The organism is Ectopseudomonas oleovorans (assembly GCF_003052605.1).
In the GTDB taxonomy this organism is placed as follows: domain Bacteria; phylum Pseudomonadota; class Gammaproteobacteria; order Pseudomonadales; family Pseudomonadaceae; genus Aquipseudomonas; species Aquipseudomonas oleovorans_A.
In genome coordinates, this window is record NZ_QASO01000049.1 from 39,274 (window position 1) to 61,648 (window position 22,375).

Consider the following 22,375-nt stretch of genomic DNA (forward strand, 5'->3'; position numbering starts at 1 on the left):
GGCTTAGGGGCAAGTGCTGCGAAATTTAGGCGAGAGCCTCTGAGAGGCCTTTTTCGGATATAAAACTAGATCGTTTCGATCTAACTGGCGCCCTGAGTATAAGCAGGTGCTGTGGTAGAGTGCGCGCTCGTCCACGGCCCGCCGGCCCCATAACAGCAAACCGTGAGTAGCCATGCTCGACAAATTGACCCATCTGAAGCAGCTGGAGGCGGAAAGCATCCACATCATTCGTGAAGTGGCCGCCGAATTCGACAACCCGGTGATGCTCTATTCCATCGGCAAGGACTCCGCCGTGATGCTGCATCTGGCGCGCAAGGCCTTCTTCCCTGGCAAGCTGCCGTTCCCGGTGCTGCACGTCGATACCCGCTGGAAGTTCCAGGAGATGTATCGCTTCCGCGAGAAGATGGTCAGTGAGTATGGCCTGGAGTTGCTGACCCACATCAACCCCGACGGTGTGGCGCAGGACATGAACCCCTTCACCTACGGCAGTGCCAAGCACACCGACGTGATGAAGACCGAAGGTCTCAAACAGGCACTGGACAAGTACGGCTTCGATGCCGCCTTCGGTGGTGCCCGTCGTGATGAAGAAAAATCCCGCGCCAAGGAGCGCGTGTATTCCTTCCGTGACAGCAAGCACCGGTGGGATCCGAAGAACCAGCGTCCCGAGCTGTGGAGCGTGTACAACGGCAAGGTGAAGAAGGGCGAGTCGATCCGCGTCTTCCCGCTGTCGAACTGGACCGAGCTGGATATCTGGCAATACATCTATCTGGAGCAGATCCCGATCGTGCCGCTGTACTTCGCTGCCGAGCGCGAAGTCATCGAGAAGAACGGCACGCTGATCATGATCGACGACGAGCGCATCCTCGAGCACCTGTCCGATGAAGAGAAGGCGCGCATCACCAAGAAGATGGTGCGTTTCCGTACCCTTGGCTGCTACCCGTTGACCGGCGCGGTGGAGTCCACCGCGACCACGCTGCCGGAAATCATCCAGGAAATGCTCCTGACCAAGACCAGCGAACGGCAAGGGCGGGTCATCGATCACGACGCCGCCGGTTCGATGGAAGAGAAAAAACGCCAGGGCTACTTCTAAGGATTCCTCATCATGAGTCATCAGTCTGATTTGATCAGCGAGGATATCCTCGCCTATCTGGCCCAGCACGAACGCAAGGAGCTGCTGCGCTTTCTTACCTGCGGCAACGTCGATGACGGCAAGAGCACGCTGATCGGCCGCCTGCTGCACGACTCCAAGATGATCTACGAGGATCATCTGGAAGCCATCACCAAGGATTCGAAGAAGGTCGGCACTACCGGCGATGACATCGACCTGGCACTGCTGGTCGACGGCCTGCAGGCCGAGCGCGAGCAGGGCATCACCATCGATGTGGCATACCGCTACTTCTCCACCGCCAAGCGCAAGTTCATCATCGCCGACACCCCCGGCCATGAGCAGTACACGCGCAACATGGCCACCGGCGCTTCGACCTGCGACCTGGCGATCATCCTGATCGACGCCCGTTACGGCGTGCAGACCCAGACCCGCCGGCACAGCTTTATCGCCTCGTTGCTGGGCATCAAGCACATCGTTGTCGCCGTCAACAAGATGGACCTGAAGGACTTCGATCAGGGCGTGTTCGAGCAGATCAAGGCCGACTACCTGGCCTTCGCCGAGAAGATCGGCCTGCGCCCGACCACCCTCGAGTTCGTGCCGATGTCGGCGCTCAAGGGCGACAACGTGGTCAACAGATCCGAGCGCTCGCCCTGGTACACCGGCCAGTCGCTGATGGAGATTCTCGAGAGCGTTGAGGTCGCTGGCGACCGCAACTTCGATGACCTGCGCTTCCCGGTGCAGTACGTCAACCGCCCGAACCTGAACTTCCGCGGTTTCGCCGGCACCCTGGCCAGTGGCATCGTGCGCAAGGGCGATGAAGTCATGGCGCTGCCTTCGGGCAAGACCAGCAAGGTCAAGTCCATCGTCACCTTCGAGGGCGAGCTGGAGCACGCCGGCCCGGGCCAGGCTATTACCCTGACCCTGGAAGACGAGATCGACGTGTCGCGTGGCGACATGCTGGTGCACGCCGACAACCGTCCGCAGGTCAGCGATAGCTTCGAGGCCATGCTGGTGTGGATGGGCGAAGAGCCGATGCTGCCGGGCAAGAAATACGACATCAAACGCGCCACCAGCTACGTGCCGGGCTCGATCCCGAGCATCGTCCATCGCGTCGACGTGAACACCTTGGAGCAGGGCGCTGCCAGCGAGCTGAAGCTCAACGAGATTGGCCGGGTCAAGGTCGCCCTGGATGCGCCGATTGCTCTGGATGGCTACGAGTACAACCGCACCACTGGCGCCTTTATCGTCATCGACCGCCTGACCAATGGCACCGTCGGCGCCGGTATGATCATCGCCGATCCGGTTAGCCATGGCGGCGGTCAGCATGGCCGTCTGGCGCACGTATCGACCGAGGAGCGTGCCTCGCGCTTCGGCCAGCAGCCGGCCACCGTGCTGTTCAGCGGCCTGTCCGGCGCCGGCAAGAGCACCCTGGCCTATGCGGTCGAGCGCAAGCTGTTTGACATGGGGCGTGCGGTTTACGTGCTCGATGGCCAGAATCTGCGCCACGACCTGAACAAGGGCCTGCCGCAGGATCGTGCCGGCCGCGCCGAGAACTGGCGTCGTGCCGCGCACGTCGCGCGTCAGTTCAACGAGGCCGGGCTGATCGCCCTGGCGGCCTTCGTCGCCCCGGATGCCGAAGGTCGCGAGCAGGCCAAGGCGCTGATCGGCAGCGAGCGTCTGGTAACCGTCTACGTTCAGGCTTCGCCGCAGATTTGCGCCGAGCGTGATCCGCAGGGGCTGTATGCCGCAGGGGGGGACAATATCCCGGGCGAAAGCTTCCCCTACGACGTGCCGCTGGATGCCGATCTGGTGATCGATACCCAGGCGCAGTCGGTCGAGGAGGGCGTCAAGGCAGTGCTGGATCTGCTGCGTAGCCGCGGCGCGATCTAAGCACGTGCACTGCAACGAGCCCCGCCTAGTAGCGGGGCTCGTCGTTTGTGGGGTGCCTGTTGTAGGAGCGAATTCATTCGCGATTAAGTGCTAGCTGTCGATGACTTGGCACTCTCCATTAGCGCGCCGCTTGGCCTGATGGGTTTCGCCCCTCACGGGCGAGTCACTTTCTCTTGCTTGCCCAAGAGAAAGTAACCAAAGAGAAGGGCACCCCGCCATCCGGCCCCGGCTGCGCCGGGGTTCCCTCATTCCATCACCACTCCAGGGGCCCGCCACGAAGGGCCATCCCTGGCCCATCGTGGCTCTCGCGACATCCATGTCGCTCAACCCCTTACGCGGCGATTCCATTCGGCCTCCTGAAGGGGACTTGGGCGTCGCCTGCGTGATCGCTGCCTGAAAGCAAAAACAGACACCGTCGAGCTTGAGCTCGAGGAAATCTTGCAAGCTCGCGACCTGGCCCCCTTCAGGAGGCCGAGTGGAGGTATTGCGTAGGAGAGCGAGCCGCATGGATGCGGCGAGATACCGATGGCGGCCCCGCTTAATGGGCCAAGGATGGCCCATGTAAGCCAGCCCCCGGAGCGGCACCGGAGCGAGGGAAGTTTCGCGTAGCGAAACCCGGATGTCGGGGCGCCCTTCTTTGGTACACCTTTCTTGGGCAAGCAACGAAACGTAGCGGAGCGTAGTAACAGCCACAGGCTGGCCCGCAGGGTGAGCTCAGCGAATCAAGGTGTGGCGCCCGTAAGGGGCGCAACCCAAACGTTCAGGCGACGCGGTAATGGATAGTGCTAGGTCAGTAAGTGATACGCACACAAACTTGCCAGTCCTGTGTGTCAACCCGCACTTTCTCCAAACTATCCGAAGAACCATAAAAAAGCCCCGCAATCGCGGGGCTCGGTATTTCTGGCTGGCGGATTACTTCTTCAGCCCGTAGCTCTCGTCGAGCATGCCGGGGCCGTCGCTTTTCGGCGCGTAGTCCTTGGGCATCTCGTGGTTCTTCGGCGGAGTCAGGCGCTCGCGCTTTTCGCCGGCTTCTGTGCTGTTCAGGGTGGCCAGCAGGCGCTGACGGGTCAGCTCATCCAGGGCCAGGCGGTTGGCACCGTCGGACAGGTGCTCCTGCACGTCCTGGTAGCTCTGGGTGAGTTTCTTCACCAGGCTGGCGGTGGTGTTGAAGTGGGTCACCACTTCGTTCTGGTAGGCCTCGAAGCGTGCCTGCATTTCATCCATCTGCCGCTGCGTACGGCCCGGTGCAGCATTGGGGGCCAGGCGGGCTAGCAGAAAGCCCACGGCGATGCCGACCACCAGGGTCAGGGCGGGTATCAACCAGGCTGTAACGGTCTGTTCCACGAGTCCTTCCTCTCAAAACGGCTTTGCTTTACGTTAGCGGCTCGAACCTGCGCTGTATACGTTTACCTCGCAGGCAGTTTGCTAGACGAGTCGACCCGTTGCGGGGTCACGGAGTTCAGTGTTGCTCAGTCGCGAAACCCCTCTTTTCATTCAAGGCCCGGTGGGTCAACTCGAAGCCCTTCTGCTGGAAGTAGCGGACGCCCGAGGCGTGGCGCTGGTTTGTCATCCCAACCCGGTACAGGGCGGCACCATGCTCAACAAGGTGGTGAGCACCTTGCAGCGCACCGCGCGTGACTGTGGTTATCACACATTGCGTTTCAATTATCGCGGTGTTGGCGCCAGTGCCGGCAGCCACGATATGGGTACCGGCGAGGTGGACGACGCCGAAGCGGTGGCCGCTTGGCTCAAGGAGGAGTACCCGAATCTGCCCATCACCTTGCTGGGCTTTTCTTTTGGCGGCTTCGTCGCTGCTGCGCTGGGTGCCCGCCTGGAAGCGCAGGGGCAGGTGCCGAGCAAGCTGTTCATGGTGGCGCCGGCGGTGCATCGCCTGACCGCCGAGACGCCGCCGGCCAGCCAGTGCCCGCTGGTGGTGATCCAGCCTGATGCCGACGAGGTGGTCGAGCCACAGGCCGTGTACGACTGGTCGGCCAATCTCGGGCGTGCCCACGAGCTGCTGAAAGTGGCAGAATGCGGTCACTTTTTTCACGGCAAGCTGACGGACTTGAAGGACATCCTTCTGCCGCGTTTATAAAAAACCGTCATTCCCGCGCAGGCGGGAACCCAGAAGGCCGCAGCACCTAGGCTCCCGCCTTCGCGGGAGTGACGGCAAATGAAGGCCTACCAAGTCATTGCAGCAAGACAAGCGAATTACTATGACCACCCGTATCCTTACCGGTATTACCACCACCGGCACACCGCACCTGGGTAACTACGCTGGCGCCATCCGCCCTGCCATCGTTGCCAGTCGCGATCCGCAGATGGACTCCTTCTACTTCCTTGCCGACTACCACGCGCTGATCAAGTGCGATGATCCGGCGCGCATCCAGCGCTCGCGCCTGGAAATCGCAGCCACCTGGCTGGCGCTGGGCCTGGATACCGACAAGGCGACCTTCTACCGCCAGTCCGACATCCCCGAGATTCCCGAGCTGTGCTGGCTGCTGACCTGCGTCGCCGGCAAGGGCCTGCTCAACCGCGCCCACGCCTACAAGGCCTCGGTGGACAAGAACGTCGAAGCCGGTGAAGACCCGGATGCCGGCGTGACCATGGGCCTGTTCAGCTACCCGGTGCTGATGGCCGCGGACATCCTGATGTTCAACGCGCAGAAGGTGCCGGTCGGCCGCGACCAGATCCAGCACGTGGAAATGGCCCGCGACATCGGCCAGCGCTTCAACCACCTGTTCGGCAAGGGCAAGGATCTGTTCGTCCTGCCCGAGGTGGTGATCGAGGAAGAGGTGGCTACGCTGCCCGGCCTCGACGGGCGCAAGATGAGCAAGAGTTATGACAACACCATCCCGCTGTTCGGCAGCGCCAAGCAACTCAAGGATGCCGTGGCGCGTATCGTCACCGACTCCAAGTTGCCGGGTGAGCCCAAGGATGCCGAGGGCTCGCACCTGTTCACCCTGTACCAGGCCTTCGCCAGCCAGTCGCAGCAGGCTGAGTTCCGCGCCGAGCTGGAAGGCGGCCTGGCCTGGGGCGAGGCGAAGAATCGCCTGTACCAACTGCTTGAAGACACCCTGGGCGAGGCGCGCGAACGCTACAACGCGCTGATCGCTCGGCCCGCTGATCTTGAGGACATCCTCCTGGCTGGTGCCGTCAAGGCACGCAAGATCGCCACGCCGTTCCTCGGCGAGCTGCGTGAGGCGGTGGGCCTGCGCTCGTTCCGCGAGCAGGTGCAGGTCGCTACCAGCGAGAAGAAGAAAGCCGCCAAGAGCGCACGCTTCGTCAGCTTTCGCGACGACGACGGCAGCTTCCGCTTCCGCCTGCTCGACGCCGATGGCGAGCAATTGCTGCTGTCGAAATCCTTCGCCGATGGCAAGTCGGCCGGTATGGCCAACAAGCGTCTGCAATCCGGCGAGCCGCTGGATGTGCGCGTCGAAGGCCGGGTATTCTCGGTCTGGGTCGACGGTGAAAGCGTGGCGAGCAGTCCCGAGTTCACTGATGGTCAGGCGCTGGAAGATGCCATCGCCCGTCTGCGTGAGGCGCTGGCGCCGCAGGAATGAAGAGGCTTTTGCTCCCCTCTCCCGCTTGCGGGAGAGGGGCTGGGGGAGAGGGTTGTCCGGTGCACCGCGTCGTCGGCCTGCCCTCTCCCCGACCCTCTCCCATAAATGGGAGAGGGAGTGTGCCTAGCTTGCACCGATTGCCAATCAACGGGGGCGTCGCTAAAGTGACGCCCCCGTTTTTACTTGCCCGGCTAACGAATCATGACCCCCTTAGAGCGTTATCAGGCCGATCTCAAGCGGCCCGACTTCTTCCATGATGCGGCCCAGGAAAATGCCGTCCGCCATCTGCAGCGTCTGTACGACGATCTGATCGCGCGTGAGCAGGGCAAATCCGGGCTGATGGGCAAGCTGTTCGGCAAGAAGCCGCAGGGGCCGGTCAAGGGCCTGTATTTCTGGGGTGGTGTCGGGCGCGGCAAGACCTATCTGGTCGACACTTTCTTCGATGCGCTGCCGTTCGAGCAGAAGATGCGTACGCACTTTCACCGCTTCATGAAACGTGTGCACGAGGAGATGAAGACCCTCAAGGGTGAGAAGAACCCGCTGACCATCATCGGCAAGCGTTTCGCCGACGAGGCGCGGGTGATCTGCTTCGACGAGTTCTTCGTCAGTGACATCACCGACGCGATGATCCTCGCCACCCTGCTGGAGGAGCTGTTCAAGAACGGCGTGTCGCTCGTCGCGACTTCCAACATCGTGCCGGACGGCCTGTACAAGGATGGCCTGCAGCGTGCACGTTTCCTGCCGGCCATCGCCCTGCTCAAGGAGCACACCGATATCGTCAACGTCGACAGCGGCGTCGACTATCGTCTACGTGCGCTGGAGCAGGCTGAGCTGTTCCACTTCCCGCTCGGCCTCGAGGCCGACGAGAGCCTGCGCAAGAGCTTCCAGAGCCTGCTGCCGGACTGCACCCATATGGTGGAGAACGAGGCGCTGATGATCGAGAACCGCGCAATCAATGCCGTGCGCGTGTGCGAAGACGTGGCCTGGTTCGAGTTCCGCGAGCTGTGCGATGGGCCGCGCAGCCAGAACGACTACATCGAACTGGGCAAGATCTTCCACGCGGTGATCCTGGCCAATGTCGAGCAGATGAGCGTGGCCAAGGACGACATGGCGCGGCGCTTCATCAATCTGGTGGACGAGTTCTACGACCGTAACGTCAAGCTGATCATCTCTGCCGAAGTGGAGCTCAAGGATCTGTATACCGGCGGTCGTCTGAGTTTCGAGTTCCAGCGTACGCTGAGCCGCCTGCTGGAGATGCAGTCACACGAGTTCCTCTCGCGCCCGCACCGGCCTTGACGGTGCAGTGATACGCACAAGGCGACCTGCGAGGTCGCCTTGTGCATTTCCGGGGGGGGGCAGTCAGCCCGGCGCGTTGCGCTCAGTCCTGGTAATCCTTCTGCTGGAACTGCCGGCGATACTGGTTCGGCGACAGCTCGGTGTGCTGGCGGAACAGGCGGGCGAAGAAGCTGGCGTCGTCGTAACCGACTTCGTAGCTGATGGTCTTGATGCTCTTGCGCGTTGAGGAGAGCAGGCTCTTTGCCGTCTCGATGCGCAGGCGTTGCAGGTAGTGCAGCGGTTTGTCGCCGGTCGCCCCCTGGAAACGGCGCATGAAATTGCGAATGCTCATGCCATGTTCGCGCGCCACGTCCTCGAGGCGGAACTTGTCGGCATAGTGCTCCTCCAGCCAATGCTGGATCTGCAGCACGGTGACGTCCTGATGCAGCTTCTGGCCGCCGAAGCCAATTCGCCCGGGCGTGTAGCTGCGCTGCACTTCGTAGAGAATGTCGCGCGCCACGCCCTGGGCCACGCCGGCGCCGCAGTAACGCTCGATCAGGTAGATATACAGGTCGCAGGCCGACGTGACGCCCCCCGCGCAATACAGGTTGTCGGCATCGGACAGGTGCTTGTCCTGATTGAGCAGTACCTTGGGAAAGCGCTCGGCAAACTCGCGGAAGAAGCGCCAGTAGGTGGTCGCTTCCTTGCCGTCGAGCAGGCCGGCTTCGGCCATCCAGAATACGCCGCTGGCCTCGCCGCAGATCGCCGCACCGCTGGCGTGCTGGCGCCTGAGCCAGTCCAGTACCTGTGGATAACGGCGGCTGAGGGCATCGAAGTCGCCCCAGAAGGCCGGCAGGATGATTACATCGCAGCTATCCAGCCCGCCGTCTACCGGCAGGCGTACATTGCTGAAGCTGTTGACTGGCTGGCCATCGGGGCTGACCAGGTGGATCTCGAACGGCGGCTCAAGGCCCAGCCCCTGCTGTTTGGCATGGCGAATGCCGGCCATGTGGAAGAAGTCCTTGGCCTGCAGCAGGGTGGAGGCGAACACGCCATCGGTGGCGAGAATACTGACGCGGCGCAAAGTCGTACGCGGCTGTGGGATAACCATAAGTAATTATTCTTGTTCAAGGCGTAGTGGTCATGCAGCGGCTGGATCGTCTTATTTTTTGGCGCTTGTGTCCAGTGTGACCAAGCGTTTGCTTGGCTAAAGTCGAAGTCTGCTTTTTCGACCATCAGACACAGGTAGCGCCATGATTCCCAGAACCCTATTCAGCTCCGATCACGAACTGTTCCGCGATAGCGTGCGCAAGTTTCTCGAGCAGGAGGCCGTGCCTTATCACCAGCGGTGGGAGAAGGACGGTCATGTCGACCGTGCGCTGTGGAACAAGGCGGGCGAGGCCGGCATGCTCTGTTCGCATATTCCCGAGGCGTATGGCGGTATGGCGGCTGATTTCCTCTACAGCACCGTGGTGATCGAGGAGATCGGCCGCCTGGGTCTGACCGGCATTGGATTTTCCCTGCACTCGGATATCGTTGCGCCCTACATCCTGCATTACGGCAGCGAGGCGCAGAAGCAACATTACCTGCCCAAGTTGGTGAGCGGCGAGATGGTCACCGCCATCGCCATGACCGAACCGGGTGCCGGTTCCGACCTGCAGGGCGTGAAGACCACTGCGGTGCTCGATGGCGACGAATACGTGATCAATGGCTCGAAGACGTTCATCACCAACGACTGGCTGGCCGATCTGGTGATCGTCGTGGCCAAGACCGATCCCAAGGCTGGCGCCAAAGGCACCAGCCTGTTCCTGGTCGAGGCCAATACCCCCGGATTTTCCAAGGGCAAGCGCCTGGAAAAGGTCGGCATGAAGGCGCAGGACACCTCCGAGCTGTTTTTCCAGGACGTGCGCGTGCCCAAAGAAAATCTGCTGGGGCAGCCCGGGATGGGCTTCGCCTACCTGATGCAGGAGTTGCCGCAGGAGCGTCTGACCGTGGGCATCGGTGCCCTGGCTTCGGCCGAAGCGGCGCTGCAGTGGACGCTCGACTACACCCGTGAGCGCAAGGCTTTCAGCAAGGCCGTGGCGGACTTCCAGAACACCCGCTTCAAGCTCGCCGAGATGGCGACGGAGATTCAGGTCGGTCGGGTGTTCATCGACCGCTGCCTGGCGCTGCACCTGCAAGGCAAGCTGGATGTGCCGACGGCGGCGATGCTCAAGTACTGGAGCACCGATCTGCAGTGCAGGGTGCTCGACGAGTGCGTGCAGCTGCATGGCGGCTACGGCTACATGTGGGAATATCCGGTGGCGCGGGCCTGGGCTGATGCGCGGGTGCAACGCATCTACGCCGGCACCAACGAGATCATGAAGGAGATCATCGCTCGTTCGCTGGTCTGAGGGCGGCTGATGGCAAGAAAAAGCCCGGCATTGCCGTAATGCTGTTCACATAAGCAATGGTCGGACGCGATTAGTCCCCTCGCCCCTTTGGGGAGAGGGTTAGGGAGAGGGGAAAACTGGCAGTTTTGCGGTGTTTTCAGCCCTCTCCCCCAGCCCCTCTCCCATAAATGGGAGAGGGGAGCCAAGCGTGTGCAACCTTAAGTGAACAGCATTCCGGCAATGCCGGGCTTTCTCGTTGCGTGGCGGGTCAAGGGGCCGGGTTGGGCTGCCCCTTGTGGATCGCTTCGATACCCGCGAGCACTTCTTCGGAAAGCTTCAGCTCGGCGCTGGCCAGGTTGCTGTCCAGTTGCTCCAGGCTAGTGGCGCCGATGATGTTGCTGGTCACGAAAGGCTGCGCGGTGACGAAGGCCAGGGCCATCTGCGCGGGATCCAGGCCGTGTTCGCGGGCCAGGGCCACGTAGCGTGAACAGGCGGCTTCGGCTTGCGGATTGGTGTAGCGGGCGAAGCGGCTGAACAGGCTGATGCGCGCGCCGGCCGGGCGGGCACCACCTTCGTATTTGCCGCTGAGCATGCCGAAGGCCAGCGGTGAGTAGGCCAGCAGGCCACACTGCTCGCGAATCGCCACTTCCGCCAGGCCCACTTCGAAGCTGCGGTTGAGCAGGTTGTAAGGGTTCTGGATCGACACGGCGCGCGGCCAGCTACGGCTTTCGGCCAGCTGCAGGAATTTCATGGTGCCCCACGGGGTTTCGTTGGACAGGCCGATATGGCGGATCTTGCCGGCCTTGACCTGCTCGTCGAGCACTTCCAGGGTTTCTTCCAGCGGCGTGAACTCAACGTCCTGGTGCTTGTAGTCGAGCTGGCCAAAGAAGTTGGTCGGGCGTTCCGGCCAGTGCAGTTGGTACAGGTCGATCCAGTCGGTTTGCAGGCGTTTGAGGCTGGCATCCAGGGCGGCGACGATGTGCTGGCGATTGAATTTCAGCTGGCCGTCGCGGATGTGGCTGATGCCGTTGCCGGGGCCGGCGATCTTGCTGGCCAGAATCCAGTCGGCGCGGTCGCCGCGCTGCCTGAAGTAGCTGCCGATGATTTGCTCGGTCTTGCTGTAGGTCTCGGCGCGCGGCGGCACCGGGTACATTTCGGCGGTATCGATGAAGTTGACGCCGCAGGCCTTGGCCCGCTCGATCTGGGCATGGCCTTCGCGCTCGCTGTTCTGCTCACCCCAGGTCATGGTGCCCAGGCACAGGGCGCTGACATCGAGTCCGGTTCGGCCTAGCTTGCGGTATTCCATGAGGTACTCCTTTGGCAAAAGAGTCATACAAGCAGGTTGAAATTTTTTTCGCAATCCGGATAATCCGGCACCTCTTTCTGCGGTGGAAGTGATGCGCCGCCTGCCGAAGAATCTTGCCGTATTGTGGACGCGCTGACCCGAGCCCCCGATAGCGTCCGTATGCGGCTGCCTTTGACTTGTCAAAGTACGCACTATTCAGTAAGATCCGCCGTCTATTTTTGCTGGGCGGCCCCTGAGGCTATAAAGAATGAAAACTTTTACTGCTAAACCAGAAACAGTAAAGCGCGACTGGTTCGTCGTTGATGCTGCTGGTCAGACCCTGGGTCGTCTGGCCACTGAAATCGCGAGCCGCCTGCGTGGCAAGCACAAGCCTGAGTACACTCCTCACGTTGACACCGGTGACTATATCGTCGTGATCAATGCCGAGCAGGTGCGCGTGACCGGTGCCAAGACCAGCGACAAGATGTACTACTCCCACTCCGGTTTCCCGGGCGGCATCAAAGAAATCAGCTTCGAGAAGTTGATTGCTCGTGCGCCTGAGCGCGTGATCGAGACTGCGGTCAAAGGCATGCTGCCGAAGAACCCGCTGGGTCGCGACATGTACCGTAAGCTGAAGGTGTACAAGGGTGCCACTCACCCGCACACTGCTCAGCAGCCCCAAGAACTGAAGATTTAACGGAATAGTTCATTATGTCGGCGACTCAAAACTACGGCACTGGCCGTCGCAAGACCGCAACCGCGCGCGTTTTCCTGCGTCCGGGTACTGGTAACATTTCGATCAACAATCGCGCCCTGGATTCCTTCTTCGGTCGTGAAACTGCTCGCATGGTCGTGCGTCAGCCGCTGGAGCTGACCGAGACCACCGAGAAGTTCGACATCTTCGTCACCGTTGCCGGTGGTGGTGTCAGCGGTCAGGCCGGCGCTATTCGCCACGGCATCACCCGCGCTCTGATCGAGTATGACGAGACCCTGCGCAGCCCGCTGCGTAAAGCCGGTTACGTCACTCGTGATGCCCGTGAAGTCGAGCGTAAGAAAGTCGGTCTGCGCAAAGCGCGTAAGCGTCCGCAGTACTCGAAGCGTTAATCGCGACTACGCTTCCCAAAAGCGCCCAGTTTCCTTACGGAGCTGGGCGTTTTTTATGGGGCGGGCAAAGTGCTGCGACAACGTGCCGCATATATGCAAGCCGCGCGCGGCAAGGCCTTCGCGGCTTACCTGGCAGGTAATTACCTTGTCAGAAAAGGGGCTTTTCTTTACCATTTGGCGAATTTTTTGCGCGGCCCGATTTTTACTTAGTAGAGGCCTGAACAACAGGCCACAAAGCTGATGGGAGACGACTGAATGAGCAATGACGGCGTGAATGCAGGCCGGCGTCGCTTCCTGGTTGCAGCCACCTCCGTGGTGGGTGCAGCAGGGGCGGTAGGTGCTGCGACTCCGTTCGTGGGGTCATGGTTCCCCAGTGCCAGGGCCAAGGCGGCCGGTGCACCGGTGAAGGTGAACGTCAGCAAGATCGAAGCAGGTCAGCAGATGGTTGCTGAGTGGCGCGGTCAGCCGGTGTTCATCGTGCGCCGTACTGAGGAAATTCTTGCCAATCTGACCAAGATCGAAGGCAGTGTCGCCGATCCTGAGTCTGCTGCCTCCGTGCAGCCGGAATATGTGGACAAGAAAACTCGCTCGATCAAGCCCGAGCTGCTGGTGCTGGTAGGCCTGTGCACCCACCTGGGTTGTGCGCCGTCCTTCCGTCCGGAAGTGGCGCCTGCCGATCTGGGGCCGGACTGGGTAGGTGGTTACTTCTGCCCTTGCCACGGTTCGCGCTACGACATGGCTGGGCGTGTCTACAAGGCACAGCCGGCGCCGCTGAACCTGCCGGTGCCGCCGTACAGCTACGAGACGGATGACATCATCGTCGTCGGTGTGGACCAGGAGAACGCCTGATGAGCAAATTCATGGAATGGGTGGATGCGCGCTTCCCCGCCACCAAGATGTGGGAAGACCATCTCTCCAAATACTACGCTCCGAAGAACTTCAACTTCTTCTACTTCTTCGGCTCGCTGGCCTTGCTGGTGCTGGTCAACCAGATCGTTACCGGTATCTGGCTGACCATGAGCTTCGAGCCTTCGGCTGAAGGCGCATTTGCCTCCGTCGAATACATCATGCGCGATGTCGAGTACGGCTGGATCCTGCGCTACCTGCACTCCACTGGCGCCTCGGCGTTCTTCGTGGTGGTCTACCTGCACATGTTCCGTGGCCTGCTCTATGGCTCCTACCAGAAGCCGCGTGAGCTGGTGTGGATCTTCGGCATGCTGATCTACCTGGTGCTGATGGCTGAAGCCTTCATGGGCTACCTGCTGCCGTGGGGCCAGATGTCCTACTGGGGCGCCCAGGTGATCATCTCGCTGTTCGGTGCCATTCCGGTCATCGGTGATGACCTGACCCAGTGGATCCGTGGTGACTACCTGATCTCCGGGATCACCCTGAACCGCTTCTTCGCCCTGCACGTGATCGCCCTGCCGCTTGTTCTGCTCGGACTGGTCGTGCTGCACATCCTGGCACTGCATGAAGTCGGCTCGAACAACCCGGACGGCGTCGACATCAAGAAGTACAAGGACGAAAACGGCGTACCGCTGGACGGTATCGCATTCCATCCGTACTACACCGTGAAAGACATCGTCGGTGTCGTGGTCTTCCTGTTCGTATTCTGCTTCGTGGTGTTCTTCTTCCCGGAAATGGGCGGTTACTTCCTCGAGAAGCCGAACTTCGAAGCGGCCAACCCGTTCAAGACACCTGATCACATTGCCCCGGTATGGTACTTCACCCCGTTCTACGCGATTCTGCGTGCGGTGCCGGACAAGCTGCTGGGTGTCGTCGCCATGGGTGCTGCCATCGCCGTGCTGTTCGTGCTGCCGTGGCTCGACCGTAGCCCGGTCAGGTCGATGCGCTACAAGGGTTGGATGAGCAAGATCTGGCTGGTGATCTTCTGCATCTCCTTCGTCATTCTGGGCGTGCTGGGTGTGCTGGCGCCGACCCCGGGTCGTACCCTGCTGTCGCAGGTGTGCACCTTCCTGTACTTCGCGTACTTCATCCTGATGCCGTTCTACACCAGGATGGAGAAGACCAAACCGGTTCCGGAAAGGGTGACTGGCTGATGAAAAAGCTCTTTGCTGCATTTGTTTTCGCTGCGCTGCCGGCTCTGGCCATGGGCGCCGTGAGCAATTATCCGCTGGATAAAGTGGACATCGATCTGCGCGACAAGGCTGCCCTGCAGGACGGCGCGCGTACCTTCGCCAACTACTGCATGGGCTGCCATGCTGCCCAGTACCAGCGTTACGAGCGCGTTGCCGATGACCTCGGCATCCCGCACGAAATCATGCTGGACAACCTGGTGTTCAACGACGCCAAGATTGGCGATCACATGAAGATCGGCATGCGTCCTGATGACGCCAAGGCCTGGTTCGGTGCGGCGCCGCCCGATCTGACCCTGGTTGCTCGTGTGCGTGGCAACGACTGGCTGTATACCTATCTGCGTACCTTCTACGATGACCCTTCGCGTCCGCTGGGGGCCAACAACAAGGTCTTCCCCAACGTGGGTATGCCGAACGTGCTGGTCGCTCTGCAGGGTAAGCAGGTCATTGGTTGCAAGCAGGTTCAGGTGGTGGAGAACGGCAAGAAGCAGTTCGACCCGCTCACCGGCACGCCGATCACGCATGAAGCCTGTGATCAGCTGACCATCGAACCGAACACCGGCACGCTGAGCGAGGCCGAGTTCGACGAGAAGATCAAGAACCTGGTGACCTTCCTGGCCTACTCGGCCAACCCGGTCAAGCTGAAGTCCCAGCGCATCGGCACCTACGTGCTGCTGTACCTGGCGTTCTTCTTCGTGTTCGCCTACCTGCTCAAGCGTGAGTACTGGAAGGACGTTCACTAAGTCGTCAACGCTGCTGCAACCTGCGCGCCCTGAGGGGCGCGCAGGTGCTTCAGGCCTGCCATTTCCGGCGATTGCCCTGAGCGTCGTCGTCTGTGACGAAAGAATTGCTCCGGCAATTTTTCCTGTTTCCGGATAATCAAAAAAGCGAGGAGGATCGCCATGGCGGTGACCAACCGGTTGACCTGCTACTCCGACCCCGCCGACCACTATTCCCATCGCGTGCGTCTGGTGCTCGCCGAGAAAGGTGTCAGCGTCGAGATCGTCGATGTCGAGCAGGGGCGTTGTCCGCCCAAGCTGGCCGAAGCCAATCCCTATGGCAGCGTGCCGACGCTGGTTGATCGCGATCTGGCGTTGTACGAATCGACCGTGGTCATGGAGTACCTGGATGAGCGCTATCCGCATCCGCCCCTGTTGCCCGTGTATCCGGTGGCGCGTGCCAACAGCCGTCTGCTGATGCACCGTATTCAGCGTGACTGGTGCGCGCTGGTTGATCGCATACTCGACAAGCGCAGCAAGGAAGCCGAGCGTCAGCTGGCGCGCAAGGAGCTGCGCGAAAGCCTGACGGGTGTGTCGCCGCTGTTCGCTGACAAGGCGTTCTTTCTCAGCGATGAATTGAGCCTGGTCGATTGCTGTCTATTGCCCATACTCTGGCGTTTGCCGGTATTGGCTATCGAGCTGCCGCGTCCGGCCAAGCCCCTGATCGACTACATGGAACGCCAGTTCGCCCGAGAGGCCTTTCAGGCCAGTCTTTCCGCTGCCGAGCGCGCGATGCGCTGAGAAGGAGGAAGTCATGAATTCCAGTCGTCCCTACCTGGTGCGTGCCCTTTACGAATGGATCGTCGACAACGACTGCACCCCGCATTTGCTGGTCAATGCCGAGTATCCCGGGGTGCAGGTGCCGCCGGGTTTCGCCAGTGACGGCCAGATCGTGCTCAATACCTCGCCCAGCGCCGTGCGTCACCTGCATATGGATAACCAGGCGGTGAGCTTCGAAGGGCGCTTCGGTGGCGTCGCGCACAGCCTGTACATTCCGGTCGCGGCTATCCTGGCGATCTACGCGCGGGAAAATGGCCAGGGCATGGTTTTTGACATGGAGCCTTCCGTGGCCAGCGGCCCTGAAGAACCGGGGCCGGATGATGACGGGCCTGGCGGCGGTGAGTCGTCGCGACCCAGCGGTCGGCCGAGTCTGAAAGTGGTCAAATAGGCATCGGCAGCAGCACAAAAGAAAACGGGCGCCCAGGGCGCCCGTTTTGCTTATAGCTTGTGGCTTAGTTCGTGTATTCGAACAGGCGTATGACCTTCTGTACCCCCGATACACTCTGTACCACGCGAGTGGCAGCGTTGGCTTCCTCGCGGGTGACCAGGCCGAGCAGGTAGACGATACCGTTTTCGGTGACGACCTTGATCCGTGCGCTCGGTACGCTGCTATCGGCAATCATCTGTGTCTTGATCTTGGTGGTCAGTAGCGAGTCGTTGCTGCGTGCCAGCAGGGACGCCGGCCGTTGCACCTGCAGTTCGTTGTAGACCTTCTTTACGCCCTGTACCGCGCGCGCGGTTTGCGCCGCGAGATCCTTGAGCTCGCTGCGCGGGGTCTGTCCGGCGAGCAGGATCACACCGTTATAGCTGGTGACCACGATGCGCGAAGTCGGGCTGGACAGGTCGGCGTGCGCATTACTGATGCGCGACGCAACCTCCGGGCCAAGGAACTGGTCATCGATCTTGTTGCCGATGCTGCGGCTGCCGCAGCCTGCCAGAGTCAGGGTAACGGCCAGGGCGGCCAGAATCAGGGCGGAACGCTTCATTCTTCACTCCCAAACAATTGACTGTCGATCAGGTCGCACAGGCAGTGGATGGTCAGCAGGTGGACCTCCTGAATGCGTGCGGTAACTTTGGCTGGAACGCGGATCTCGACATCTTCCGGTAGCAGCAGCGAGGCCATGCCGCCGCCGTCACGGCCGCTGAGGGCGACGACGGTCATCTCGCGATCATGTGCAGCCTGAATGGCCTGGATGACATTCGCTGAGTTGCCGCTGGTGGAAATGGCCAGTAGCACGTCGCCAGGCTGGCCTAGCGCGCGGATCTGCTTGGAGAAGATTTCGTTGTAGCTGTAGTCGTTGGCAATCGAGGTAATGGTCGAGCTGTCGGTGGTCAGGGCGATGGCCGGCAGGCTCGGGCGCTCGCGCTCGAAGCGGTTGAGCAGTTCGGAGGAGAAGTGCTGGGCATCCCCGGCAGAGCCACCGTTGCCGCAGGAAAGAATCTTGCCCTCGTTGAGCAGAGCCTGCACCATCACCAGGCTGGCGTGCTCGATGTAGGGGGCCAGAACTTCCATGGCCTGCTGCTTGGTGTCGATGCTGGCTTGGAACAGCTGGTGGATTCGGGATTGCATGTCCATCGGTTAAACCTTGAATGTACGGCCGTCAGGCATCGAAGGCGTTCTTGATCCAGTCGAGGCGAGCGTCGCCGTCAGTGCTGATGGCGACCACATCGAAGCGGCAGGGGTGGCGGGTCCAGCGCGAGTGCTGCTGGAGGAAGAGCTCGGCGGCGATCACCAGCTTGCCACGCTTGCGTGCATCGATGCTCTCCAGGGCACCGCCCCAGGCGCTGTGGCGACGGGCGCGGACTTCGACGAATACTACTGTATCGCCGTCGAGCATGACCAGATCGAGCTCGCCACGGCGACAGCTCCAGTTCTGTTCGATCAGGCGCAGGCCATTCCGTTCCAGGTGTTGCCGTGCCGCCTGTTCGGCGGCACGGCCCAGATCATTGTGTGCGCTCAATTGATGCTGTCGGGGAGGCGTTGAACCTGGCCGCCGCGGAACTCGGCCCAGGGCAGTTGGCGTTCGATGCGCTGCTTGGCGTTGAGGCTGAGGCTGCCGGACAGACCGTCGATGCGTGACTCCGGCAGCGCCTTGAGCTGGGCCAGGCGTGGTGCCAGGCGGTAGGCGTCGACGCCCATGGCATACAGGCGACCGAGGCTGCCGCCCGCTTGCGGCCATTGGTTGCTGACTTCCTGGCGCAGCGGCGCGTGGGTGTCGAGCAGCCAGGGGGTTTCGCAGAAACGAATACCTTCGAGGTCCTGGTACTGGGCCTGGCTGTGGGTGCCGGTGAACAGATGCGAGGTGGCGTAAATGGGCACGTCGCCAGCGTACTGGAAGGCCAGGGTTGGCTTGATCTGCTGGGCCTGTTGTGGGGTGGCGGCGAGGAAGATGAAGTCGACGTCCTGACGCCGCGCCGGTTGTGCGTCCAGGCTGGTGCCCAGGGTGTTTTGCAGGCGGCGCGCGCGGGCCTCGCTTTCGCGCAGTTGGAACAAGTCGGCGATCTGCCGCGCCAGCTCCACCGGCTGGTCGACATGTTCGGCCGCGATCAGGGTGCCGCCCTGGGCCTGCCAGCTCTGACGGAAGGCATCCAGTACGCGGTCGCCCCAGTCGCCACGCGGCACCAGGGCCACGGCGCGGCGCATGCCGTCATTCCAGGCGCGGCGAGCCACTTCGCGCGCTTCATCCTCGGCGGCCAGGCCGAACTGGAACAGTTGCGCCGGGCCTTCCTGACCTGCGTCGCTGTAATTCAGGGCGAGGGTGGTGATTGGCAGTTGCTCGCGGTCGCTGAGCTGCTTGACCAGTGGTTTCTCCAGCGGCCCGACCACCAGCTGTACGCCATCGGCTTGTGCCTGTTGGTAGAAAGCATCCAGCGAGCCAATCCGGGAGCTGTCGTAGAGCTTGATTTCCGGTGGGTTCTGCCCGGCCTGCTGAGCTTCGTAGTGAGCGGCGAGGAAGCCGTCACGCAGGGCACGGGCAACGCTGGCCAGCTGACCTTCCTGGGGGAGCAGCAGGGCGACGCGGGTCAGCGGCTGGCTGGCCAGTTCGCGCAGTTTTCCCAGTGCCTCCGGCAGTTGTTCGGCGGCCGGATGCTGCGGATTTTGCGCAATCCATTGATCGATGGCGGCCTGCTGCTGTTCGAGTGTGGCGCTGCTTTTGGTCCGGCGGGCCAAATCCAGCCAGCCGGCCAGGTCGCTGTCGGCGCCTGCCGAGGTTTGCGCGGGCAGGCTGGATACCAGTGCCCAGATGTTTTCGTGGTTGTCGGCCGCGACCTGGCCGCTCAGCAGTGGGGCGATGAATACGCGCTCGCGGGCGGCGGCCAGGGTCTGGCCGTCGGCCTCCAGGGCGCGCGCGCGGACCAGTTGGGTGCGAATCTGTTGCTCGATCGGCAGCTCAGCCAGGCGTTCGAAGCTGGGGTGCTGCAACGCTTTCAGGGCGCTCTTGGGTTGCTTGCGGGCCATTGCCAGCTCGGCCTTCAGGGTGCTGGCGAAGATCTGTTGCGCGGGTTGCAGGCTGGCAATGTCGATCTGCTCGAGAATGCGGGTGGCGCGGGCCACGTCATTTTGCTGGTAGCTCTGGTCGGCGGCAGAGAGGTGCAGCAGGGCGGCCTGTTCCGGTTTGCTCTCGGCAGCCTGCTGGAGCATCTGTTCGATGCTAGCTTGTGGCGTGCGTGGCAGCTGGCCCAGGTTGTTGGAGGGCGAGCTGGCGCAGGCAGCGAGCAGGCCGGCCAGAAACAGAGCAGAAAGAGGGCGCAGGCTAGCGATCATCGGTTCATCCTGATACTTGAGCAAAACGAGCGGCGATTGTACCCAAGGGGCGACATCCGTGCGATGCCGCCGGGGCGGAACCGGCTAGAATGAGCACTCTTTCAATTAACGAGGTGTTTCCAGTGAGTCAGCCCGCCGTCGCAAGTGTCCAGCCAGGCAGCCTTTATGTGGTCGCTACGCCCATTGGCAACCTGGATGACATCAGCGCGCGGGCCTTGCGGATTCTGCGCGAGGTAGCGCTGATCGCCGCTGAAGACACCCGGCATTCGGCGCGCCTGCTGCAGCACTTTGGCATCCAGACCCCCTTGGCGGCTTGTCACGAGCACAACGAGCGCGATCAGGGCGGTCGTTTTCTGGCGCGGCTGCAGGCCGGGGAGGATGTCGCGCTGATTTCCGATGCGGGCACGCCGCTGATTTCCGATCCGGGTTATCACCTGGTGCGCCAGGCGCGTGCGGCTGGTTTCGCCGTGGTGCCGGTGCCGGGGGCCTGTGCACTGATCGCGGCGCTCTCGGCTGCTGGCTTGCCATCGGATCGATTCATCTTCGAAGGCTTCCTGCCGGCCAAGGCGGCGGGGCGTCGTGCGCGCCTGGAGCAGGTGCGCGAAGAGCCGCGCACGCTGATTTTCTACGAAGCACCGCACCGGATTCTCGAATGCCTGCAGGACATGCGCGAGGTATTTGGCGATGATCGCCCTGCCTTGTTGGCGCGTGAGCTGACCAAGACCTTCGAGACCCTGCAGGGGTTGCCGCTGGCCGAACTGTGCGAGTGGGTCGCGGCAGACAGTAATCAGCAGCGCGGCGAGTGCGTGGTACTGGTGGCAGGCTGGCAGGCGCCGGAAGGTGAGGAGGCGGTCAGCGCCGAGGCGTTGCGCGTGCTCGATCTGTTGCTGTCGGAAATGCCGCTCAAGCGTGCGGCAGCCTTGGCTGCGGAGATCACCGGGGTGCGCAAGAATGTGCTTTATCAGGTGGCGCTGGAGCGCAAGGGATGAGGTTGTCGTGGGAGCGAGCGCTGCAGAGGGCGCGCTGGGCTAATGCCAGCCAGTTAAGCGTCGACGCTGTCAGTGCGTAGGGGCGGCGCCTCGCCGCGAACCAGGGTGATGCGCAATTGACAAGCCTCGCCCCGGGGCGGGGCTCCTACGAAAGGCCGCTTTGGTGGCCTTATCTGATTGGCATTAGGCGCGCCAGGCTGCTTTTGCTTGCCGCCGGTAGCTTGCGGCTTGCAGCTTTGTTAACCTTGCCGGCGGAGAGTCGATCGGACAGTCGCTGCCTTCGCAAGAAGGGGGAGGAAAGTCCGGGCTCCATAGGGCGGAGTGCCAGGTAACGCCTGGGGGGCGTGAGCCTACGGAAAGTGCCACAGAAAATAACCGCCTAAGCGCTTCGGCGCCGGTAAGGGTGAAAAGGTGCGGTAAGAGCGCACCGCACGGCTGGCAACAGTCCGTGGCTAGGTAAACCCCACTCGGAGCAAGACCAAATAGGGTTCCATCGGCGTGGCCCGCGCTGGAACCGGGTAGGTTGCTAAAGGCGTGCAGTGATGTACGTCGTAGAGGAATGACTGTCCTCGACAGAACCCGGCTTACAGATCGACTCTCCTCCTTTCTTCCTTGCTATACCCTTCTATTCCCCGCTCGTCTGAATGCCAAAAAAATCTTACTCTTAATAAATCACTTTAAGTTCGAATTTCAGCCGGCTGGAATGGTTGAAATTTATCTGTCAAAAGCCAGTTCCGGCGTGCCTTTTCCCCTCGCTTTTGTTCGCTAAATCTCCGTCCTGTAAGGATTTTTCCCTTCTGGAGCGCCTTGACGGTGGGGCGTGCGCGTTCCTATAGTGTGCGCAAGTGGTAAGAAGTGGCATGAAGTGGGTTTTTTGGGGCATGGAAAGCTAATTACAGGGGAAGCGCAGCCGTGTTTCGCGGAGCTAACGCCATCAGTCTCGACGCCAAAGGGCGCCTCGCGATGCCGAGTCGGTATCGTGACGAGCTCGTTGCGCGTTGCAGTGGCCAGCTCATCGTGACCATCGACGCCGTCGACCCCTGTCTTTGCGTTTATCCCCTGGCCGAGTGGGAGCTGATCGAGAGCAAGCTGCGCGAGCTGGCCTCCTTTCGTGAAGAGAACCGCCGCCTGCAGCGTCTGCTGATCGGTAATGCCGTCGATCTCGAGCTGGACGCCAGTGGCCGCTTCCTGGTACCGCCGCGTTTGCGCGAATACGCCAAGCTGGACAAGCGAGCGATGCTCGTCGGTCAGCTGAACAAGTTTCAACTCTGGGATGAAGATTCCTGGAATGCCGTAGCCGAAGCCGACCTCGCTGCCATCAAGCAGCCCGGTGCCCTTTCCGATGACCTGCGTGATCTGATCCTGTGA

Annotated in this window: 22 protein-coding genes and 1 other RNA gene; 16 read left to right on the plus strand and 7 right to left on the minus strand. The window is 61.6% G+C overall.

The genetic code is table 11. The features are described from left to right. Window positions 1-172: 172 nt before the first annotated feature. Together cysD and cysN are read left to right on the plus strand one after the other, a co-directional pair. Window positions 173-1,090: a sulfate adenylyltransferase subunit CysD gene (gene cysD, locus DBO86_RS09370; protein WP_003459279.1), complete on the plus strand. Its 918-nt coding sequence runs from the start codon at window positions 173-175 to the stop codon at window positions 1,088-1,090. A gap of 12 nt (window positions 1,091-1,102) precedes the next feature. Beyond that, entirely contained in the window at window positions 1,103-2,998 is a 1,896-nt protein-coding gene (cysN, locus tag DBO86_RS09375) for a sulfate adenylyltransferase subunit CysN (RefSeq protein WP_108233530.1), read from the plus strand. 912 nt (window positions 2,999-3,910) lie between these two features. Here cysN and DBO86_RS09380 read toward each other — a convergent pair. Then, window positions 3,911-4,342, minus strand: coding sequence for a Z-ring associated ZapG family protein (locus DBO86_RS09380; RefSeq protein ID WP_003459282.1), 432 nt, complete (start codon window positions 4,340-4,342; stop codon window positions 3,911-3,913). Between the two features lie 121 nt (window positions 4,343-4,463). On the opposite strand from DBO86_RS09380, the gene DBO86_RS09385 reads away from it, so the two are divergent. The 3 genes from DBO86_RS09385 (at window position 4,464) to zapE (ending at window position 7,857) form a co-directional block, all read left to right on the plus strand. Next, window positions 4,464-5,093, plus strand: coding sequence for an alpha/beta hydrolase (locus DBO86_RS09385; RefSeq protein ID WP_108233531.1), 630 nt, complete (start codon window positions 4,464-4,466; stop codon window positions 5,091-5,093). 121 nt (window positions 5,094-5,214) lie between these two features. Next, window positions 5,215-6,561: a tryptophan--tRNA ligase gene (locus DBO86_RS09390; protein ID WP_108233532.1), complete on the plus strand. Its 1,347-nt coding sequence runs from the start codon at window positions 5,215-5,217 to the stop codon at window positions 6,559-6,561. Window positions 6,562-6,762: 201 nt separating this feature from the next. After that, window positions 6,763-7,857: a cell division protein ZapE gene (zapE, locus tag DBO86_RS09395; RefSeq protein WP_108233533.1), complete on the plus strand. Its 1,095-nt coding sequence runs from the start codon at window positions 6,763-6,765 to the stop codon at window positions 7,855-7,857. An 82-nt stretch (window positions 7,858-7,939) separates the two neighbouring features. On the opposite strand, the gene DBO86_RS09400 is transcribed toward zapE, so the two are convergent. After that, window positions 7,940-8,947, minus strand: a complete 1,008-nt coding sequence (locus DBO86_RS09400; protein WP_108233534.1) for a GlxA family transcriptional regulator — start codon at window positions 8,945-8,947, stop codon at window positions 7,940-7,942. Window positions 8,948-9,089: 142 nt separating this feature from the next. On the opposite strand from DBO86_RS09400, the gene DBO86_RS09405 reads away from it, so the two are divergent. Further along, window positions 9,090-10,229 carry an acyl-CoA dehydrogenase family protein gene (locus DBO86_RS09405; protein ID WP_108233535.1) on the plus strand — a complete coding sequence of 380 codons (1,140 nt, stop codon included), beginning with the start codon at window positions 9,090-9,092 and terminating at the stop codon, window positions 10,227-10,229. 247 nt (window positions 10,230-10,476) lie between these two features. Here the strand turns inward: DBO86_RS09405 and DBO86_RS09410 are convergent, their stop codons facing one another. After that, the gene (locus DBO86_RS09410) at window positions 10,477-11,514 is read right to left on the minus strand and encodes an NADP(H)-dependent aldo-keto reductase (protein WP_108233536.1); all 1,038 of its coding nucleotides are present in this window, start codon (window positions 11,512-11,514) and stop codon (window positions 10,477-10,479) included. A gap of 247 nt (window positions 11,515-11,761) precedes the next feature. On the opposite strand from DBO86_RS09410, the gene rplM reads away from it, so the two are divergent. The 7 genes from rplM to DBO86_RS09445 all read left to right on the plus strand — a co-directional run bounded on the left by rplM (window position 11,762) and on the right by DBO86_RS09445 (window position 16,640). Next, on the plus strand, window positions 11,762-12,190 hold the full coding sequence (gene rplM / locus DBO86_RS09415; protein WP_108233537.1) for a 50S ribosomal protein L13: 429 nt from the start codon (window positions 11,762-11,764) through the stop codon (window positions 12,188-12,190). 14 nt (window positions 12,191-12,204) lie between these two features. Then, window positions 12,205-12,597 carry a 30S ribosomal protein S9 gene (gene rpsI / locus DBO86_RS09420; RefSeq protein ID WP_108233538.1) on the plus strand — a complete coding sequence of 131 codons (393 nt, stop codon included), beginning with the start codon at window positions 12,205-12,207 and terminating at the stop codon, window positions 12,595-12,597. A gap of 255 nt (window positions 12,598-12,852) precedes the next feature. Next, on the plus strand, window positions 12,853-13,446 hold the full coding sequence (petA, locus tag DBO86_RS09425; RefSeq protein ID WP_108233539.1) for a ubiquinol-cytochrome c reductase iron-sulfur subunit: 594 nt from the start codon (window positions 12,853-12,855) through the stop codon (window positions 13,444-13,446). Beyond that, on the plus strand, window positions 13,446-14,657 hold the full coding sequence (locus tag DBO86_RS09430; RefSeq protein WP_108233540.1) for a cytochrome b: 1,212 nt from the start codon (window positions 13,446-13,448) through the stop codon (window positions 14,655-14,657). Before petA ends, DBO86_RS09430 begins: the two co-directional genes overlap by 1 nt. Further along, on the plus strand, window positions 14,657-15,436 hold the full coding sequence (locus tag DBO86_RS09435; RefSeq protein ID WP_003459299.1) for a cytochrome c1: 780 nt from the start codon (window positions 14,657-14,659) through the stop codon (window positions 15,434-15,436). Before DBO86_RS09430 ends, DBO86_RS09435 begins: the two co-directional genes overlap by 1 nt. A 159-nt stretch (window positions 15,437-15,595) precedes the next feature. Beyond that, complete coding sequence (locus tag DBO86_RS09440) at window positions 15,596-16,213, plus strand: glutathione S-transferase N-terminal domain-containing protein (protein ID WP_003459301.1); 618 nt, start codon at window positions 15,596-15,598, stop codon at window positions 16,211-16,213. A 13-nt stretch (window positions 16,214-16,226) separates the two neighbouring features. Beyond that, window positions 16,227-16,640, plus strand: coding sequence for a ClpXP protease specificity-enhancing factor (locus DBO86_RS09445; RefSeq protein ID WP_003459302.1), 414 nt, complete (start codon window positions 16,227-16,229; stop codon window positions 16,638-16,640). A gap of 64 nt (window positions 16,641-16,704) precedes the next feature. Here the strand turns inward: DBO86_RS09445 and DBO86_RS09450 are convergent, their stop codons facing one another. From DBO86_RS09450 to DBO86_RS09465, 4 genes are read right to left on the minus strand one after another with little or no spacing between them, the layout of a single operon-like run. Beyond that, window positions 16,705-17,238, minus strand: coding sequence for a BON domain-containing protein (locus DBO86_RS09450; protein ID WP_003459305.1), 534 nt, complete (start codon window positions 17,236-17,238; stop codon window positions 16,705-16,707). Next, a complete protein-coding gene (locus DBO86_RS09455; RefSeq protein ID WP_003459307.1) occupies window positions 17,235-17,828 on the minus strand; it encodes a phosphoheptose isomerase in 594 nt (197 codons plus the stop codon). Before DBO86_RS09455 ends, DBO86_RS09450 begins: the two co-directional genes overlap by 4 nt. A 25-nt stretch (window positions 17,829-17,853) precedes the next feature. Further along, window positions 17,854-18,213 carry a YraN family protein gene (locus DBO86_RS09460; protein WP_003459309.1) on the minus strand — a complete coding sequence of 120 codons (360 nt, stop codon included), beginning with the start codon at window positions 18,211-18,213 and terminating at the stop codon, window positions 17,854-17,856. Next, window positions 18,210-20,018 (minus strand): penicillin-binding protein activator, encoded by a 1,809-nt coding sequence (locus DBO86_RS09465; protein ID WP_108233541.1) that lies wholly within the window; start codon window positions 20,016-20,018, stop codon window positions 18,210-18,212. The genes DBO86_RS09460 and DBO86_RS09465 overlap by 4 nt, the downstream gene beginning before the upstream one ends. Before the next feature lie 89 nt (window positions 20,019-20,107). On the opposite strand from DBO86_RS09465, the gene rsmI reads away from it, so the two are divergent. The 3 genes from rsmI (at window position 20,108) to mraZ (ending at window position 22,375) form a co-directional block, all read left to right on the plus strand. Next, entirely contained in the window at window positions 20,108-21,007 is a 900-nt protein-coding gene (gene rsmI / locus DBO86_RS09470; protein WP_108233542.1) for a 16S rRNA (cytidine(1402)-2'-O)-methyltransferase, read from the plus strand. Between the two features lie 255 nt (window positions 21,008-21,262). Then, an RNA gene (gene rnpB, locus DBO86_RS09480) (RNase P RNA component class A) lies at window positions 21,263-21,610 on the plus strand. Between the two features lie 309 nt (window positions 21,611-21,919). Beyond that, window positions 21,920-22,375, plus strand: coding sequence for a division/cell wall cluster transcriptional repressor MraZ (mraZ, locus tag DBO86_RS09485; RefSeq protein WP_108233543.1), 456 nt, complete (start codon window positions 21,920-21,922; stop codon window positions 22,373-22,375).